At 48.1% G+C, this 16,608-nt stretch carries 13 protein-coding genes; 10 read left to right on the forward strand and 3 right to left on the reverse strand.

Translation table 11 applies throughout. The features are described from left to right. Positions 1-6 precede the first annotated feature (6 nt). The 7 genes from vctD to PUN32_RS11680 all read left to right on the forward strand — a co-directional run bounded on the left by vctD (position 7) and on the right by PUN32_RS11680 (position 6,234). Positions 7-945, forward strand: coding sequence for an iron chelate uptake ABC transporter permease subunit VctD (vctD, locus tag PUN32_RS11650; protein WP_274723382.1), 939 nt, complete (start codon positions 7-9; stop codon positions 943-945). Then, positions 935-1,885 carry an iron chelate uptake ABC transporter permease subunit VctG gene (gene vctG / locus PUN32_RS11655; RefSeq protein WP_274723383.1) on the forward strand — a complete coding sequence of 317 codons (951 nt, stop codon included), beginning with the start codon at positions 935-937 and terminating at the stop codon, positions 1,883-1,885. The genes vctD and vctG overlap by 11 nt, the downstream gene beginning before the upstream one ends. A 2-nt stretch (positions 1,886-1,887) precedes the next feature. After that, positions 1,888-2,652, forward strand: a complete 765-nt coding sequence (gene vctC, locus PUN32_RS11660) for an iron chelate ABC transporter ATP-binding protein VctC (protein ID WP_166015094.1) — start codon at positions 1,888-1,890, stop codon at positions 2,650-2,652. 74 nt (positions 2,653-2,726) lie between these two features. After that, a complete protein-coding gene (locus PUN32_RS11665) occupies positions 2,727-3,035 on the forward strand; it encodes a DUF2218 domain-containing protein (RefSeq protein ID WP_274723384.1) in 309 nt (102 codons plus the stop codon). Positions 3,036-3,292: 257 nt separating this feature from the next. Further along, positions 3,293-4,495 (forward strand): acetate/propionate family kinase, encoded by a 1,203-nt coding sequence (locus PUN32_RS11670; RefSeq protein WP_274723385.1) that lies wholly within the window; start codon positions 3,293-3,295, stop codon positions 4,493-4,495. A gap of 245 nt (positions 4,496-4,740) precedes the next feature. After that, positions 4,741-5,127, forward strand: a complete 387-nt coding sequence (gloA, locus tag PUN32_RS11675) for a lactoylglutathione lyase (protein WP_274723386.1) — start codon at positions 4,741-4,743, stop codon at positions 5,125-5,127. A 9-nt stretch (positions 5,128-5,136) separates the two neighbouring features. Then, entirely contained in the window at positions 5,137-6,234 is a 1,098-nt protein-coding gene (locus tag PUN32_RS11680) for an alkene reductase (RefSeq protein WP_274723387.1), read from the forward strand. 73 nt (positions 6,235-6,307) lie between these two features. Here PUN32_RS11680 and sgrR read toward each other — a convergent pair whose 3' ends face one another. Further along, positions 6,308-8,098, reverse strand: a complete 1,791-nt coding sequence (sgrR, locus tag PUN32_RS11685) for an HTH-type transcriptional regulator SgrR (protein ID WP_274723388.1) — start codon at positions 8,096-8,098, stop codon at positions 6,308-6,310. A gap of 181 nt (positions 8,099-8,279) precedes the next feature. Between sgrR and PUN32_RS11690 the strand changes: the two genes are divergently transcribed. Further along, the gene (locus PUN32_RS11690) at positions 8,280-9,113 is read left to right on the forward strand and encodes a shikimate 5-dehydrogenase (RefSeq protein ID WP_274723389.1); all 834 of its coding nucleotides are present in this window, start codon (positions 8,280-8,282) and stop codon (positions 9,111-9,113) included. A gap of 121 nt (positions 9,114-9,234) precedes the next feature. Here PUN32_RS11690 and PUN32_RS11695 read toward each other — a convergent pair whose 3' ends face one another. Together PUN32_RS11695 and PUN32_RS11700 are read right to left on the reverse strand one after the other, a co-directional pair. Beyond that, on the reverse strand, positions 9,235-9,768 hold the full coding sequence (locus PUN32_RS11695; RefSeq protein WP_274723390.1) for a cytochrome b: 534 nt from the start codon (positions 9,766-9,768) through the stop codon (positions 9,235-9,237). Positions 9,769-10,017: 249 nt separating this feature from the next. After that, complete coding sequence (locus tag PUN32_RS11700; protein WP_274723391.1) at positions 10,018-12,090, reverse strand: alpha-amylase; 2,073 nt, start codon at positions 12,088-12,090, stop codon at positions 10,018-10,020. A 404-nt stretch (positions 12,091-12,494) separates the two neighbouring features. On the opposite strand from PUN32_RS11700, the gene PUN32_RS11705 reads away from it, so the two are divergent. Then, positions 12,495-13,418 carry an aldo/keto reductase gene (locus PUN32_RS11705; RefSeq protein WP_274723392.1) on the forward strand — a complete coding sequence of 308 codons (924 nt, stop codon included), beginning with the start codon at positions 12,495-12,497 and terminating at the stop codon, positions 13,416-13,418. Between the two features lie 557 nt (positions 13,419-13,975). Beyond that, positions 13,976-16,608 (forward strand): retention module-containing protein (locus PUN32_RS11710; RefSeq protein WP_274723393.1); only part of this gene is annotated, 2,633 nt, incomplete at its 3' end.

A 16,608-nucleotide genomic window follows, 5' to 3' on the forward strand; every position in this document is an offset into this window, starting at 1 on the left:
TTAGCTTTGAAAAAGTTATTGCTTGTTTTAATGGTAGTGAGTGCTTGTTCACTGCTAGTTGGTGTTGGACAACTGTCAGTAGTGGATCTGCTACAAGGGGATCCGGCGGCTTGGCAGCTACTGATGATGAGCCGAGTGCCAAGATTGTTGGCGATTGTCCTGTCTGGCGCAGGGTTAAGTATCGCTGGTCTGATTATGCAGCAGGTGAGTCAAAATCGGTTTGCTTCGCCTTCCACTTCCGGCACGGTTGAGTGTGCCATGCTCGGTTATGTGCTGAGTTTGGTGCTGTTTGGCCATGGTCAAAACCTGTGGTTGATTTTCGGTATCTCGATGTTGGGTACACTGATGTTTGTGTTTTTTATTCAGCGTATTCAGTTCAAAAACGTCATCTTTGTACCTTTAATTGGCATTATCTTTGGTAATGTGGTCGACTCGCTCGCCACCTTCATTGCCTATAAATACGATGCAGTTCAAAACCTTTCCGGTTGGGCGGTGGCCAATTTCGCCAATCTGCTCAAAGGCGACTTTGAACTACTCTATATCGCCATTCCGGTGGCAATTTTCAGCTATTTATATGCTGCGCGGATCTCGGCAGTTGGGATGGGCAAAGATTTTGCGACTAACCTTGGTCTCAAATACCAGCAGGTGATCATTATTGGGGTGGCGTTAGTGTCAATGATGTCCGCAACCGTGGTGATGATCGTCGGTCAATTACCTTTCTTGGGGCTGATTGTGCCCAATCTGGTCAGCCTGTATTACGGCGATAATTTGCGTAAAAACATTCCACTGACCGCGACTTTTGGCGCACTGTTTGTGCTGGTGTGTGATCTGGTTGGGCGGGTGATTATTTTCCCATACGAAGTGCCAATTTCGATGATCATCAGTATCTTGGGTGGTTCAATCTTTATTGCTTTGATTTTGCGAGGACAGCGCCATGCAGGATAGAAGCAAATTACTGCTGCTGATCGCGATTTCGCTGCTGTTTGCGGCATTATTTATCGGTATTGGGCTTACCGCCGATAACTACCAATATTTTTTGTCGCGCCGAGTGCCAAAAGTGTTGGCAATTGTGTTTGCCGGGATTGCGATTGCGCAGTCATCTTTGGCGTTTCAAACCATTACTCATAACCGAATTCTAACCCCGAGTATTATGGGTTTTGATGCGCTATACATGTTTACTCAAGTACTGGTGGTAGTGCTGTTTGGTGGCATGAGTAGCATTGCAATCAATGTGTATTGGAATTTTTCGCTGTCGCTAGCGGCAATGTTGAGTTTTTCAACCTTGCTGTTCACCTTTTATTTCCGTTCTGGTCATCGCAATTTGATTGTGCTGCTGTTACTGGGGGTGATTTTAGGCCAGCTATTTTCCAATGTGGCTTCATTTTTTATTATGCTGATGGACCCCAACGATTTCGCTGCCGTCCAAGCCAATATGTTTGCCAGTTTTAATAATGTGAATACCCAACTGGTGTATGTGGTTTCGCCATTACTGCTGCTGGCCTGTGTGCTGTTATATCGTCAACATCGGGTACTCGATGTGTTTTGGCTTGATCAAGATAATGCGATCAGTTTGGGGGTGGATGTGCAGCAAGTGACGCGCAATGTACTGCTGATCAGCGCGCTACTGATTTCGATTTCGACCGCGCTAGTTGGGCCGATTCTATTCTTTGGCTTGCTGGTGACTAACCTGACTCGCGAATGGTTTCGCTCCTATCGACATTCCACATTACTGATCGCGACTTCGGCGATGTCGGTGTGTGCGTTGCTCTCTGGACAATGGATTATCGAAAAAATCTTCCATTTTGGCACCACCTTGAGTGTGGTGATCAATTTTATTGGCGGCATCTATTTCTTGTCGCTGTTACTGCGCAATAAAGTGGTGTAGCAATGATCAAACTGGAAAAATTGACCAAACATTTTGGCAGCAAAAGTGTGGTGAAAGAGGCCAGTGCCCAATTTGATAAAGGGCAGGTGACGGCGATCATTGGCCCGAATGGGGCTGGTAAAAGTACCTTACTGTCCATGGCTAGTCGCCTGGTTAACCGTGATGCGGGTAAGGTGTGGATTGAACAGCGCGAATTGGTGGATTGGAACACCAAAGCGTTGGCGCAAAAACTCGCCGTACTGCGCCAATCTAACGTATTGAATATGCGTTTCACGGTACGTGAGCTGACTGCGTTTGGCCGTTTCCCCTATAGCCAAGGCAAATTGACCGCTCACGATGAGCAGATCATCAATCAAGCGATTGAGTATCTCGATCTGGAAACCATTCAATACCAGTATCTCGATGAGTTAAGTGGTGGTCAGCGTCAATTGGCCTTTATTGCGATGGTGATGGCGCAAGACACCGATTACGTTTTTCTGGATGAGCCACTGAACAATTTAGACATCAAACACTCACTGCAAATTATGTCCACCTTACGCCGCTTAGCCCATGAGCTGAATAAAGCGGTGGTGGTGGTGATCCATGACATCAACTTTGCTTCTTGTTATGCCGATAAAATCATCGCTTTGAAAAAAGGTGAGGTGGTGGCGACAGGTACCGTGGCAGAGGTGATCGAATCGACAGTGCTGAGTGCGATTTATGAAACGCCGTTTAATGTGATTGAGATGCAAGGACAGCGTTTGTGCCTCTATACCCTTCCAACCTGATGCGCAGCATTATCACTGTGCAGCTTTTGTTCGAGCCAAGCCTACCGAGTGGGTTTTAATACTGGAAAATGCCTATGTCTTATCAATCACAAGCTTGTTTACACTCTGAACACGTCGCCAAATATTTAGTGACGTTATGTCGCCATTTCGCGCGTAAAACCACTGCGACTTGGGATGAAGTCGAGGGCGAGGGGCGGATCGAATTTTCTGCTGGGATCGCTACCTTAACCGTTAATGAAGCCGAGCAGTTATTGACCTTTGTATGTCGCGCTGAAACGGAACAACAAGTTACCACTTTGCAAGCGGTGATCAGCAAGCATATGGTAATGTTTGCCCGCCGCGAAACGGTTGAATTGAATTGGCAACCAATCGAGCAAGCATAACGCCATTACTGCTACACACTTCTGCAGTACTGTCTCAGCGCTGATCATAGTGATTATGCGCTGATGGCAATTCACAAAAAGAAATATTTCTCGCCTAGAAAGAAATCCATTGTTGTCTAAGATCAACAAAAAAACGTTTCTCTCACACAAAAAACTAAAACAAAGTTGAAAGATTCAAAAATTATTGAATAATGAAATTTCTATAATGATGAAGTAAAAACACTTCCTTTTAACGTTTGAAACAGGATACCGCCCCCATGTCGAATTCGTATGTGTTGGTTATAAACTCTGGTAGCTCATCATTGAAGTTTGCAGTGATAGATTCCCAAACTGGTGAGGCGCTGATCTCAGGTCTTGGTGAGTGCTTTGGCTTGCCTGAAGCGGTGATTAGCTGGAAATATCAGGGTGAAAAAACCGCAGAGGCGATCACTGCCGCGGATCATCATCACCAACATGCGATTAACCGGATCGTGGGCTTAATGGAGAGTCTCGGTTTGGCACAAGACTTAGTGGCCGTCGGGCACCGTATTGTGCATGGCGGTGAAAAATTCACCTCAACGGTGCGGATTGATCAAGAAGTCTTGGCTGAGATTGAAAGCTTGGCCGATCTTGCTCCGCTGCACAACCCTGCCGGTGCCAAAGGTATTCAAGCCGCGATGGAGGCTTTCCCACACTTGCCACAATTTGCAGTGTTTGATACCGCATTCCACCAAACGATGCCGAAAAAAGCCTTCACAGGCGCAATTTCTCACGAGCTGTATGAGCAGTATGGTATCCGTCGCTACGGTTTCCACGGTACCAGCCACTATTATGTCAGCCGTGAAGCGGCGAAAATGCTCAATAAGCCGATTGAACAAGCCAGTTTTATTTCGGTACACCTAGGCAACGGTGCTTCAGTGTGTGCGATCAGTCATGGTCAATCGGTGGATACTTCGATGGGCTTCACCCCATTAGCCGGGCTAATGATGGGAACCCGTTCTGGCGATTTAGATCCCGGCATCATCGAATTTTTGATGAAAAAAGGTTGGAGCCAAGAGCGCGTATTTGACACGCTGAATAAAAAATCCGGCTTCTTGGGGGTTTCTGGCCTCACTTCTGATGCTCGCGGTATTTTAGAAGCGATGGAGCAGGGTCATGCTGGCGCGAAGTTGGCATTTGAAGTCTTCACCTATCGCGTTGCGAAATACATTGGCTCTTACCTGATCCCACTCGATCATCTGGATGCGATCATCTTCACTGGTGGTATTGGTGAAAATTCACTGCCGATCCGCCGTGAAATTTTAGCCAATCTGAAGTTGCTCGGTTTCGTCGAAGATGAATTAGGCAACCAAGCCGCTCGCTTTGGGAATGCGGGGATTATCGCTAAATCAGAGCTACTTAATGCGGTGGCTTTGGTGATCCCGACCAATGAAGAATTCGTGATCGTATCGCAAGCGATGGCACTGCTAAATAGCAAGTGATCCCATCACTTTTTCAAGGGCTGGTGTTGCCAGCCCTTTCTCTATCTGCTTTTTGCCTCTATCCGCCTTTTTCTCTATCCATCAGATTAATTCAAGTTTGCTTTCGCGATTCCTCCCGCGATCTCTGATTCACCATAACTAAAAATTATTAACATGATAATGATTGATAATTTTTTGCTTGGCATTCTTTGCCGTATCTTATTAGCAATTTAGCGCGAACTGCGTGTTATCAGCACAGGTGAAAAATGAAATTTCTGCATACGATGATTCGAGTCACGGATCTCGATCAATCGATTGATTTTTATACCCAGCTATTAGGTATGAGTGTGTTAGAACGGATAGAAAACGCCCAATACCGTTACACTTTGGTCTTTGTCGGTTTTAAAGATCAAGCCGACAGTACCACTATCGAGCTGACTTACAACTGGGATACGGATCACTACGATTTAGGCAACGCGTTTGGTCACCTTGCTCTCGGTTGTGAAGATATTTATGCCGCTTGCGATAAGATCCGCCAACTGGGTGGTAATATTGCTCGTGAGCCAGGGCCAGTAAAAGGCGGGCAAACCCACATTGCGTTTGTCAAAGATCCGGATGGTTATGCCATAGAACTGATCCAAACCAGTAAGTAGGATATCGTTATGAAAAATGTCTTGTTTCAATCGATTCAACTCGATCAATTAACCCTAAAAAATCGGATTGTGATGCCACCGATGACCCGCTCACGCGCAAGTCAGCCGGGCAATCTCGCCAATCAGATGATGGCGACGTATTACGCCCAGCGCGCCTCTGCCGGATTGATTGTAGCAGAAGGCACGCAAATCTCGCCGATGGCTCAAGGTTATGCTTGGACGCCGGGGATTTACACGGCACAGCAAATTGCCGGTTGGAAAACAGTGACGCAAGCGGTCCATCAACAAGGTGGGGTGATTTTTGCTCAGCTTTGGCATGTGGGGCGGGTTACTCATCCCGATAATATTGGTGGTGAGCAGCCGATCTCTTCTTCTGCCTTGAAAGCCGATAAGGTCAAAGTTTTCGTGGATAATGGCACCGATCAACCCGGTTTTGTTGATGTGGTTGAGCCTAGAGCAATGACGCAAGCGGATATTGATCAAGTGATTGCTGAGTATCGTCAAGCGGCGTTAAATGCGATCGAAGCAGGCTTTGATGGCATTGAATTGCATGCGGCTAATGGCTATTTGGTCAACCAATTTATTGATTCGGAATCAAACCAACGTAGCGATCAATATGGCGGCAGCCTTGCCAATCGACTGCGTTTTCTTGATCAAGTGGTTGCTGCTCTGGTTGATGCCATCGGTGCGGGTCGGGTTGGAGTACGTTTGGCACCCTTAACCACACTCAATGGTACTGTTGATGCCAACCCGATCGAAACCTACACCGCGGCAGCAGCGTTACTCAATCAACATGGCATTGTTTATCTGCATATTGCTGAAGTGGATTGGGATGATGCGCCAGAGATGCCAGTGTCATTCAAACGCGCATTACGCGAAGCTTATCAAGGTGTGCTGATTTACGCTGGTCGCTACAGCGCAGAAAAAGCCGAGCAAGCGATCGAGCAAGGATTAGCCGATATGATTGGTTTTGGCCGACCTTTTGTAGCCAATCCCGATCTGCCTGCGCGTCTGCAGCACGGCTATCCACTTGCGGAGCACGATCCAAATACGCTATTTGGTGGCGGCGAGCAAGGGCTGACCGATTACCCCACCTATCAGCCATAACCACTCAATTTTTTGATCACATAAGCGCTAACACCGATGGTCGTTAGCGCTTAATTTTTGCTGGATCAAACGGCTATTCTGCAGGCTCAAACCACGTTGAGCGAAAATCAAACCAACCTAAGTTATTCAGATGAATCCCTTGCGCATTGGCTGGCCCTTTTAGACGCATCCAATGATGGAAGAGAGGTTGCAGCCAGCCCGAATGGATAACTTGCCACATCAGTTGTTCTGAGCTAATTGCACCGCTGCGCCATTGGTGATGCAAACTGTGTAACTGCTTATGATCAGTGCCGCAGATCGAGCGGCGCAGCAGCGGTGAGCCGAGTAACCATGCGCCCACATGCCAGCTTTCCGGGATGGGGAAATTGATGGTACCCAGCCAGAGATCAATATTGTCTGCTGCCCCTTGCGCCCATTGCTCATAAGGTAACTCAACCAGTTCAAGCTCAATCTGGTGCCGCTGGAGTAAATTTTCCAACGCTTTGCTCAGCATCGGAAACTCAGGATGGTGGTCATGGTAGGCGAGGCGGATCAGTGCCGTGGATGCTTGATTATCGAGGCTCTGTCTGTCAAAAGGTGAACTGGGTTGCAGAGCGGCAATTCGGTGGCACCAATTGGGCAACAAACTGCTTGCCGGAACCCATAAGTGGCGAATGGCCGGATTGAGCTCTTGTGCGATCGAATAAGGGTTGAGCAGTTGTTGTAGCCAAGCGCGCCGCTCGGGTTGTTGCCAGTGGCGAGAGTGACTATCACAAAGTAGAAAATAGCCGCCTTGCTCTAAAAACATCTCTTCCAGCCATTCCGTCGGTCCTCCGGTCAACTCCGAAGCTTCCCCTGCGATATATTGCTGATCACTCAAGCTTGAACTCAACCAAGTGGTATTGGTATGTAAAGCGGCGGCTGGTGGGTTTGGCTCAAGCGTATCCGTGGTTTGCTGGGTCAAATTGGGCCACATCAGAATATCAACCTGATCGAGTAAAGCGCGCAAGCCAAAATAGCCATCAAATGCGCTGAGAGACAAACGCCGTTGATCATTTTGTACCACTTGATAGGGGCCAGTGCCGATTGGAATACGTGCAAAGTGCTCCATTTGATGCTGCTGTGCAGGCAGGATCAATGCTGAGGCGGTTGCCAACAGTTGCGGGAAATTCACATCTGGCGCGTTGAGTACAAACTCGACACAGTGCGGCCCAACAATCTTGATCTGTTCAATATGTGAGAAGAGTGCAAGCTCACGAGCACGGTTAAGTGAGGCGGTAATATCGGCGCAAGTCAGTCGCTGGCCATCATGAAACTGTACCGCTGGCCGAATATAAAAACGCCACAGTAATGGAGTGATTTGCCGCCAGTAATGAGCCAAATCTGCCGCCAATTCACCATTTTCCTCTTTTATCCGGGTTAAGCCACTAAAGATCTGGCGCACGAGGTGACGTTCGGAGCGCCGTAAAGGGGTTGCTGGGTGCAAGTTGGGCATGGTTCGGTAATAGGGCACGCGCAGAACTTGCTGCTCAGGATCGATGCAAAACCCCAGTTTCGATCGCAATAAGGGCGCGATTAAATGTTGCTCGGAACCGAGCAGATCGATCGCTTCATTGAAGCGACCTTGATCAATTAAGTAGGCGGCTTTATTACTAATTAGCTGATTTTTATTGCTTAACAGAGTCAGCTTTGAGCGTTTTCCTCGTCCAAATTCCCCTTGCCATGCAATCCATCCGGACTGTTGCATTTTGAGCAAAAGATTACGCATATGCCGTTTGGTACAAAACAGCGTGTCAGCCAACTGTTGTAAGGTGACCCAAACGCTAGTTTCACCAAAGTGGTTAAGCAGCTTGAGATAGTGTTGTTCGAGTCGATGGTTTGGCATAAAAGAGGAACTTAAAAAGATTGAATACAGCAATTTTTAATTGCCTTAATTTAGGCCATTCTAGCGCTATCAACAAGGCCTATCTCATGGTGAGTGAAGCGTTTTTCTTGTGGCAAATTCACGGTTAATGCGTTGATGATCTTGTGATCAATCAACCGATATCAATCAATGGAGAGTGTTAATGCACACCAAAATTAATAAAGACACTACAATTTGTATGTCATTAGCGGCCAGACCAACCAACTTTGGTACCCGTTTTCATAACTACCTCTATGCTGCGCTCAATCTCAATTATCTTTATAAAGCTTTTAGCAGCCAAGATTTGGTTGGTGTTATCGCTGGAGTGAGAGCGTTAAACTTTCGTGGCTGTGCGATTTCGATGCCATTTAAGGAGGCGGTGATCCCATTGGTTGATGAGCTGGATAGCTCTGCTGCGGCGATTCAATCGATCAACACCATTGTGAATACTGATGGTCATCTTAAGGCGTATAACACCGATTACATTGCGATAGTGACTCTGCTCAAGCAATACGCAATTGCGAAGGATGTCTCTTTTGTACTGAAAGGCAGTGGCGGCATGGCCAAAGCGGTGGCATGTGCGCTAAGAAATTTAGGCTTTACCCGTGGGGTGATCGTGGCGATGAACCCCTCAAGTGGCCAAGCATTAGCCGATTTATGTGGTTTTACTTGGCAGCCCGATATGCAGGGCCTCGCCGCCGATTTGCTGATCAATGCCACCCCGCTTGGTATGGATGGTGGCCCTGAAGCTGGCAAACTCTGTTTTTCTGAACCTGAAATTGAGCGGGCGCAGATCCTGTTTGATGTGGTCGCCATGCCTGCGGTGACCCCTGCGGTGGCGTTTGCTCAATCGATCGGTAAAACGGTGATCACAGGTAGCGAAGTTTTTGCGATTCAAGCCGTCGAGCAATTTCAGTTATACACTGGCATTAAACCGAGTCAGGAGCTGTTTGAACAAGCCGCTGCTTATTCGCGAAGCGAGTGCTCCGCTTGTTAAGCGATTTCATTTCTCGTTCACCATTGTGACTTAATCTTAGGTAAGCAAAAAAAACATTCCTCCTCATTGCTGAGGAGGAATGTGATGTAATTTACCGGTTTGATGGATTGATCCGTAAGCTTTAACCGCGACCGAGCATGCGCGCTATGGTGGCATCTTTATCGATCACTTGGTGTTTAATCGCCGCCAGAATATGCAGCAGTACAATCGCGATGATCAGTGGTGGTGCGGTTTTGTGAATGGCTGAACCTAATTCTTGGAGCCAAGGTAGGCTTTCGCCTGCGGCAACCAGTGTATAGCCAAACACTTCTAGCGCGCGGCCACCGCCGATGTTCATTGCAATCCCGGAGATAGGCATCGCCAGTGTTGCGAGCATCAGTAAACCATGCACCGCTTTGGCGGCTTTGTATTGCCAAGCCGGCATGACCGAGGCTGGCGGGATCGCACCCTCTTTAATCCGCCATACAATGCGGGTGAGCGCAATCAGCAAGATCATGACTCCAAAAGATTTATGCAGAGCCAGCAACTGCAGTTTTTCCGGTCCGCGTGGCAGCTCAGAGAGATAATCTCCCACCATAAATACACCGATAAAGGCTAACCCTGTGATCCAATGCAGAGCGATTGAGGTTTTCGAGTAGGTTTTTGCGGTATCCATAATTGATTTCCATCAGTTTTATTCGTTCATGACTATTATGAGCCATTTGTTCTGATTGTGAATATTTTGTTGATTAAATTGTGTGAATGTAAGGTTTGATGGTTTGGCTAGGGATAAGTGGCGTTCATCGGTCATTTTTCAAGCGGATAATGGCTAGGGGATGGAGTGTCAGTTGTGATGGGGCTCAGTCGTTATCGCAGCATCGTTCAGGAGCAGCACGAGTTTGTTCCTGAACGATGATTGCTTGGCTTAGCGGCCAACAAACGCGACTACCACCTTATCCTCGCCGAGTTGACGAGTGAAAAGATAGGCATTAGCTTGCGCAATTTCGCGATGTTCACCCGCGCCAATCGCTGGGTGACGTTGGCGGAATTGACCTAAAGTTTGCCAGTGCTTCAGTAACGCTTGGCGCTCGTTATTCCACTCCCATGGCATATCGGAACGGGTGCCTTGATGGAAATCATCAGCATAGGGTCCCGCTTCGCGCGCTACTTCATCGCCGTAATAAACTTGAACCGCACCAGGGGTCAGCAGCAGAGCATTGGCGGCGCTACGTTGCATTTCAAATGATTTAAAGCGGCCAAAAAACAGCTCGGTATCATGCGAAGACATATAGCTGACGGGATTGAAATCCGGGTATTTGCTGAGGGTTTGTGCGTAATCGCGATACACCATCGCCATTTGGCTTAAACAGGCGGCACCATTATCCATCCGTTTTTGAATATCAAAGTTAATCAGTGCATCGAAACCATCATCAAAGTAAGGGCTACGATAAGCGCCGTGTCCCCATACTTCGCCCATCATCCAAAATGGTTCACCAGTTTGATTATGCTCTTGTCGCCATGCGTTGAGGCTAGCCGTGGCTTGTTGTTTCAAGCGTTGCCACACCGCACCTTCAACATGTTTGACCGTATCAATTCGAAAACCGTCGATCCCAAAGCGGCGTACCCAATCGGTTTGCCATTCAACCAAATAATCAGTGACACTGTAACCTGACTTGTTCACTACACGCGTACCGGGATTATTCAGTAACCATTGTGGTGGACTAACCGCTTGGGTTGATTCGGTGCGAAAATCGGGCAGGCCAGCGAGGTTCATAGTGATATCACTGCTGCCCGGTTTCGGGTAACCCGGTAAGCCTGCGCGTACCCAATCGCCACCCCACCATTGGCTCCATTTTGGGCTTTGGTAATCAATCGCTTGGTGAAAGCTATGCCAATTTTGTTTGGCTGTGGGCTGCCATTGGCTCCAACGTTCAGGCAACATCGGCGCGTTAACAATTTCAATCGCATCTTGTTGTAAATCCGCTAACGTGGCATAACCAGCATGGTTCAGTACCGCATCAAGTAATACTTTGATGCCGCGTCGATGCGCTTCGCGCACCAGCGTTTGTAAATCTTCATCCACTCCGAAATTGGCGTCAATTTTAGTGAAATCTCGCGTCCAGTAGCCGTGATAAGCATAAAAGGGGAACGAACCTTTCTCGCCACCGCCCACAAAACCGTGTACTTGTTCAACAATCGGTGACAGCCAAATCGCATCGGTGCCGAGACTTTGAATGTGATCGAGCTTAGCAATCACGCCTTTTAAATCACCGCCGTGAAAAGTGCCGATTTCTTGCTGACCATCTTTTTGCCGACCGTAACTGCCATCATTGCTGGGATCACCATTGTAAAAGCGATCAATCATCACGAAATAGATGTTGGCGTTGCGATAGGTAAAAGGTTGCGCTTGGATTGGATGATGCTCAGCGACCGGTTCGAGTAGCACTAAACCACCACTGTCGGTTGATGGGGTTAGGCGGACTTGACCTTGGTTTACCGTCACCACTTGGTCGGTAAACGCATCTCGCAACTGAGTCCCATCAGCAAAGCTGTTGGCCAAATTTAAGGCCACTTCACCACCTTGGTAAGTTTGACAACTGACATTTGGGATTGGGCGGCGAAATTCACTGGTTGCCGCTTTGGTGGTTTGACGTACTAGTGTGAGCGTATTGTTTTGTGCTTGCCATTGAAATGCGTAATCACCGGTAAAACGGATGTTCAACGGCAGTTGGGTCGGTGCATGACAGTTTAAAGCAAATGGAGTATTGAATTTGATCTCTTGAGCCGTCGTCGCGGCACAATCACCCTCAATACCACTAATGGTTAAGGTGTAATCGCCTTTGGTCAGTGGGATCACCAACGGTGCATCGGCTGCGAGTGGAAAATCGCGACTGTTGGTGGTGGTTGCTATGGTTAAATTGGCGGTTAAATTCGGCGCTGCCAATACTGGCAAGCTGAGGGTAGACAGCAGTGCTAAGGTCAGAGTATTGCGTTTCATCGTCGATCCTTGATGGTGATTCGGTCATTGGTATTGACCGCAATCCGATGTTCTCTCCGGCTATATTTGTCCGGTTATGATGGGTGAATAATGTGTTATCCATGGCTGCGGCAATTGCATGAGGACGCTAGCGGTGGATAGGGACAGCATAATTGGCTCGCGGTTGATCAACATCATTCTTAGCTCTACGCCTTGTTTACTTGCACTGCATCACAACTTGAGCGCTAAAGGCGTAGCGGGCTTAAGCTGCGAGGGGCGAATCCGTGGCTGATAAGATAGCTATTGAGTGCTATTGTGCTGAAAAAGCCAAGCTAAGTCACAACCTGATCAATCGCTATTGATAGGTTTTGCACAAAACATGCGCTGTGCTTAGGATGTGGCGAAGTCAAAATGGGAGAGACACAATGCAACAATCTAAAGTGGTACCAAAAGCGACCATCGCCCCACAAGGACCAGAGCTTTCCGAACTGGTACAAGGCTATTGGCGATTGGCCGAGTGGCATATGACACCACAGCAGCGCTTAACGTTTCTCAAGCAACATATTGAGTTGGGGGTCACCAGTGTTGATCACGCGGATATTTATGGCAATTATCAATGTGAAACACTATTTGGTGAAGCTCTAGCGCTGCAACCTGCACTGCGTGAGCAAATCCAAATTATTACCAAGTGTGATATCCAATTGTGTAGCGAGCGTTTTCCTGAGCGCAAAATCAATCACTACGACACTAGCGCCGCGCATATCCATCAATCGGTCAATCATTCACTGCAACGCCTCGGCGTTAGCGAAATTGATGTGCTATTGATCCATCGCCCCGATCTATTAATGAATGCCGATGAGGTTGCCGAAGCGTTTGCTGAGCTGCACAAAGTCGGCAAAGTGAAACATTTTGGGGTATCGAACTTTACGCCAGCTCAATTTGATTTGCTGCAATCTCGTTTGGGTAAACCACTGGTGACCAATCAAGTGGAAATTAATCCGCTGAATTTCGAAGTAGCGCACGATGGTACTTTGGAGCAGGTGCAGCGTCTGCGTGTGCGCCCGATGGCGTGGTCATGCTTGGGTGGCGGGGCAATTTTCTCCGGTCAAACTGAGCAATCTCAGCGCGTACGTGCGGTGCTGGAAGAGATCCGTGTCGAGTTGGGTGCTGAGTCACTTGAGCAGGTTATTTACGCTTGGGTACGCCGTTTGCCAAGCCAACCACTGCCAATTATCGGTTCCGGTAAAATTGAGCGCGTGCAAAGTGCGATCGCAGCTTTATCGCTACAACTGACTCGTGAACAATGGTATCGCGTATGGGTTGCATCTAAAGGCCATGGTGTACCATAACCGGATTGGTTTTTTATGGTTTGATCCTCTTGCGCCAGTCTCTGCACTGGCGCTGTTTTGTATCAATAAAGCCCAAATGGAAGCGCTCAAATTGAAGCTTCGCTAGGTGTATTTGAGCTTCAGCCTGTAATGCATTTTCTCAATCATGGCCTTGCTCGCCCTCTTGCTAATCTGTTCTTGAATGACCATGTCCATGGTGATGATTTTTACCTTTGGTGTCGATTTTTTTGCTGTGCTGTGAGTTCATTTTTTGTTCGATTGTCACAACTGAGATACTGGATATTTATCATGATAATCTGCAGAGATTTAGTCATGCAGCTCCTCATAAATTAGTCTATAAGTTTAGGTGCAAAGGCAGACTCTTGCTATGAGAAACGGCAGTGTCGATTTGCATTCACTTACCCTAATCACAGAGCGTTCTATGTTGATTGAGATTGGCTCATTGGATGCTGATTCGCAGCACCAAGTTACCCGATAGGTGTGAATTGCTACTAAGATTACAGCGCGATAAAAATCACGCACCGTGATCACTATCATCAGAACAGCCAGGGGGCAATATGGAGTCTCAAGTCGTCACTCAACCAGTCATCGTAAAAGGTTTATCAGGGGAAGTTTTGGTCGTTAATGCGCAAGGACAAGCGCGCAAGGTTAGCCTAGGTGATGTATTGCAATCTGGGGACATTATCATTGCCGACAACCTTGGCGAGTTGCTGTTGCAAAATGCATCCACGCAACAGGATATTTCCCCAGATGTAGCTCAGCTTGATGTGACCAATGTTGATGAACAAACGATCGCGGCAATTCAGCAAGCCATCTTAGATGGGGTTGACCCAACGCTTGCTTTGCAAGAGGCTGCGGCAGGGGTGGCTGTTGCTGGTTCGGCCAATAATGGTGGGATCACCATTGATAGCCTGCGCCCAGAAGTGTTGGCGAGTACCGTATTTGATACCCATGCTTTAACCTCACAAATTTTGTCGAGTACACGGCGTGGCGGCAACTTACTGCGTTTTGCTGAAGGCGGTGAAACTCTTAACGCACAAGTGAGCGAAGGATCTTTGCAGCTCGGAACATATCCGCAAATCTCTAGCGTGACAGCTTTAATTAGCGCAGGTAGCTTGGCTTTGTTGCCCGGATCTTTTGTTCCTGCCTCCTCTTTTTTGGCGGAGTTGTTGGCAGAGTTTAACCGCGACATCACTTCCTCTGGCCGGCCAGTTCAGTTTTATTATGATGCGGCAACGAACACGATTATTGGTGAGCAAAATGGCACGGAAGTACTGAGTATTACCATCTCCGCTCAATCGGTTGGACGTGATCTCAACCTGACGATTACCACTACGCTTAGCCAGCCTATTGATCACCTACCAGGGGTTGGCGCTGGATTAGTCTCAATTAAAGGCGATCAAATTTCGATTGCGCTGCAGTTAACTGGCACCGACAGTAATGGTAATGCTATCCGAGCGCCAATCACTATGGATATTGCGATTAATGATGGTCGTGTGCCGGTGATGGTTGATGAGCCGACTCTCAGTTTGCATGAAAATGATCTGTCAGTTGGCTCGGATCAAACAGACGCATTGACGGTCTCCGGTCAGTTTGAGCCTCAGCTGGGGTCAGATCGCGTCGCCTCTTATCAAATCGATCCGAATAGTGCCAATCCAATCGCCGGATTGACCTCACAAGGTGCCGCTGTGATCTTAGGTGAGCCGACCATAATTAATGGTAACCGAGTTTACCAAGCCACTGCCGATGGTCGCGATATTTTCCAATTAACCCTGAATGCGAATGGCAGTTATCGCTTTGTATTACAAGGTTCGCTGGATCATGCGGCGGGCAGTGATGTGCTTAGTATTCGTTTGCCGATTGTGGCGCTGGATTATGACAACGACCGTTCAGCACCCGGTTATCTCACCATTCAAATTCAAGATGATCAGCCTAACATTACGGGTGTAGAGCCGCTAACAGTGGTCGAACAATCGCTGACGACAGGCTCCCTTCCTAGTGGCACCGGTTTGTTGGCTGAGGGGCATTTCACTACTATTCAAGGCTCTGATCGAGTGATTTCGTACCGTCTTGAAAATTTGACTGATGCGATAGCTGGCCTGACATCTAAGGGAGTGGCCGTTACGTTGAGTGAGTCGCTGGATGCAAATGGCAATTACCATTACACCGCCAGTGCCGGTGGCAGTGCGGTATTTAGCTTAGTGCTCAATACCGATGGCAGTTACACGTTTACCTTGCAAGGAACGCTGGATCATGCGCTGGATCTGGACGAATTATTGGTCAATTTCACCGTGGTTGCGACCGATTTTGATGGCGATACCAGCCGTATTGTATTACCCGTCACCATTGCTGACGATAAACCGACCCTTAATGAGGTACAGCCGTTGTCGCTGAGTGAAGATGATTTAGCGCAAGGCTCAGATGTCAGCCAAGAGCCACTCAGCGCCACAGGTCAATTTAGCGTGGTACAAGGGGCGGATCGGGTGGTCAGTTATCAGCTCGACAGCAGTATCAATCCGGTGCAAGGCTTAACTTCGCACGGGGTGGCGGTAACACTTTCTTCTCCGGTCGCCGATAGCAATGGCAATCTGACTTACACCGCGAGTGCAGGCTCAACCCCGATCTTTACCTTAGTGCTCAATACAAATGGCAGTTATGCCTTTACCTTGCTCGGAGTAGTCGATCACGCGATGGGCAGCGATAGCCAGTTATTGAACTTTACCGTGCAGGCCACTGATTTTGATGGTGATAAAACCAGTGTCACGCTGCCGGTGACCATTGTCGATGATAAACCGACTATTAGCGCGGTGCAGCCGTTGTCGCTGAGTGAAGATGATTTAGCGCAAGGCTCGGATGTCAGCCAAGATCCACTCAGTGCTACGGGTCAATTTAGCGTAGTGCAAGGCGCCGATCGGGTGGTCAGTTATCAGCTTGATAGCAGTGTCAACCCCGTGCAAGGCTTAACTTCGCACGGGGTCGAGGTCACGCTTTCTTCTCCGGTCGCCGATAGCAATGGTAATCTGACTTACACCGCCAGCACCGGTGGCAGTGCGGTGTTTAGTTTGGTACTTAATACTAATGGCAGTTATACCTTTACCTTGCTCGGGGTGGTCGATCACGCGGTGGGTAGCGATAGCCAGTTATTGAACTTTACCGTGCAGGCGACCGATTTTGATGGCGACACCAGCCG

Source organism: Vibrio chanodichtyis, assembly GCF_028863985.1.
In the GTDB taxonomy this organism is placed as follows: domain Bacteria; phylum Pseudomonadota; class Gammaproteobacteria; order Enterobacterales; family Vibrionaceae; genus Vibrio; species Vibrio chanodichtyis.

Bases quoted from the DNA above. Each gene is read 5' to 3' on its own strand.
- vctG (WP_274723383.1), top strand. From the start codon at position 935: ATGCAGGATAGAAGCAAATTACTGCTGCTGATCGCGATTTCGCTGCTG.
- vctC (WP_166015094.1), top strand. From the start codon at position 1,888: ATGATCAAACTGGAAAAATTGACCAAACATTTTGGCAGCAAAAGTGTG.
- PUN32_RS11665 (WP_274723384.1), top strand. From the start codon at position 2,727: ATGTCTTATCAATCACAAGCTTGTTTACACTCTGAACACGTCGCCAAA.
- PUN32_RS11670 (WP_274723385.1), top strand. From the start codon at position 3,293: ATGTCGAATTCGTATGTGTTGGTTATAAACTCTGGTAGCTCATCATTG.
- gloA (WP_274723386.1), top strand. From the start codon at position 4,741: ATGAAATTTCTGCATACGATGATTCGAGTCACGGATCTCGATCAATCG.
- PUN32_RS11680 (WP_274723387.1), top strand. From the start codon at position 5,137: ATGAAAAATGTCTTGTTTCAATCGATTCAACTCGATCAATTAACCCTA.
- sgrR (WP_274723388.1), bottom strand. From the start codon at position 8,098: ATGCCAAACCATCGACTCGAACAACACTATCTCAAGCTGCTTAACCAC.
- PUN32_RS11690 (WP_274723389.1), top strand. From the start codon at position 8,280: ATGCACACCAAAATTAATAAAGACACTACAATTTGTATGTCATTAGCG.
- PUN32_RS11695 (WP_274723390.1), bottom strand. From the start codon at position 9,768: ATGGATACCGCAAAAACCTACTCGAAAACCTCAATCGCTCTGCATTGG.
- PUN32_RS11700 (WP_274723391.1), bottom strand. From the start codon at position 12,090: ATGAAACGCAATACTCTGACCTTAGCACTGCTGTCTACCCTCAGCTTG.
- PUN32_RS11705 (WP_274723392.1), top strand. From the start codon at position 12,495: ATGCAACAATCTAAAGTGGTACCAAAAGCGACCATCGCCCCACAAGGA.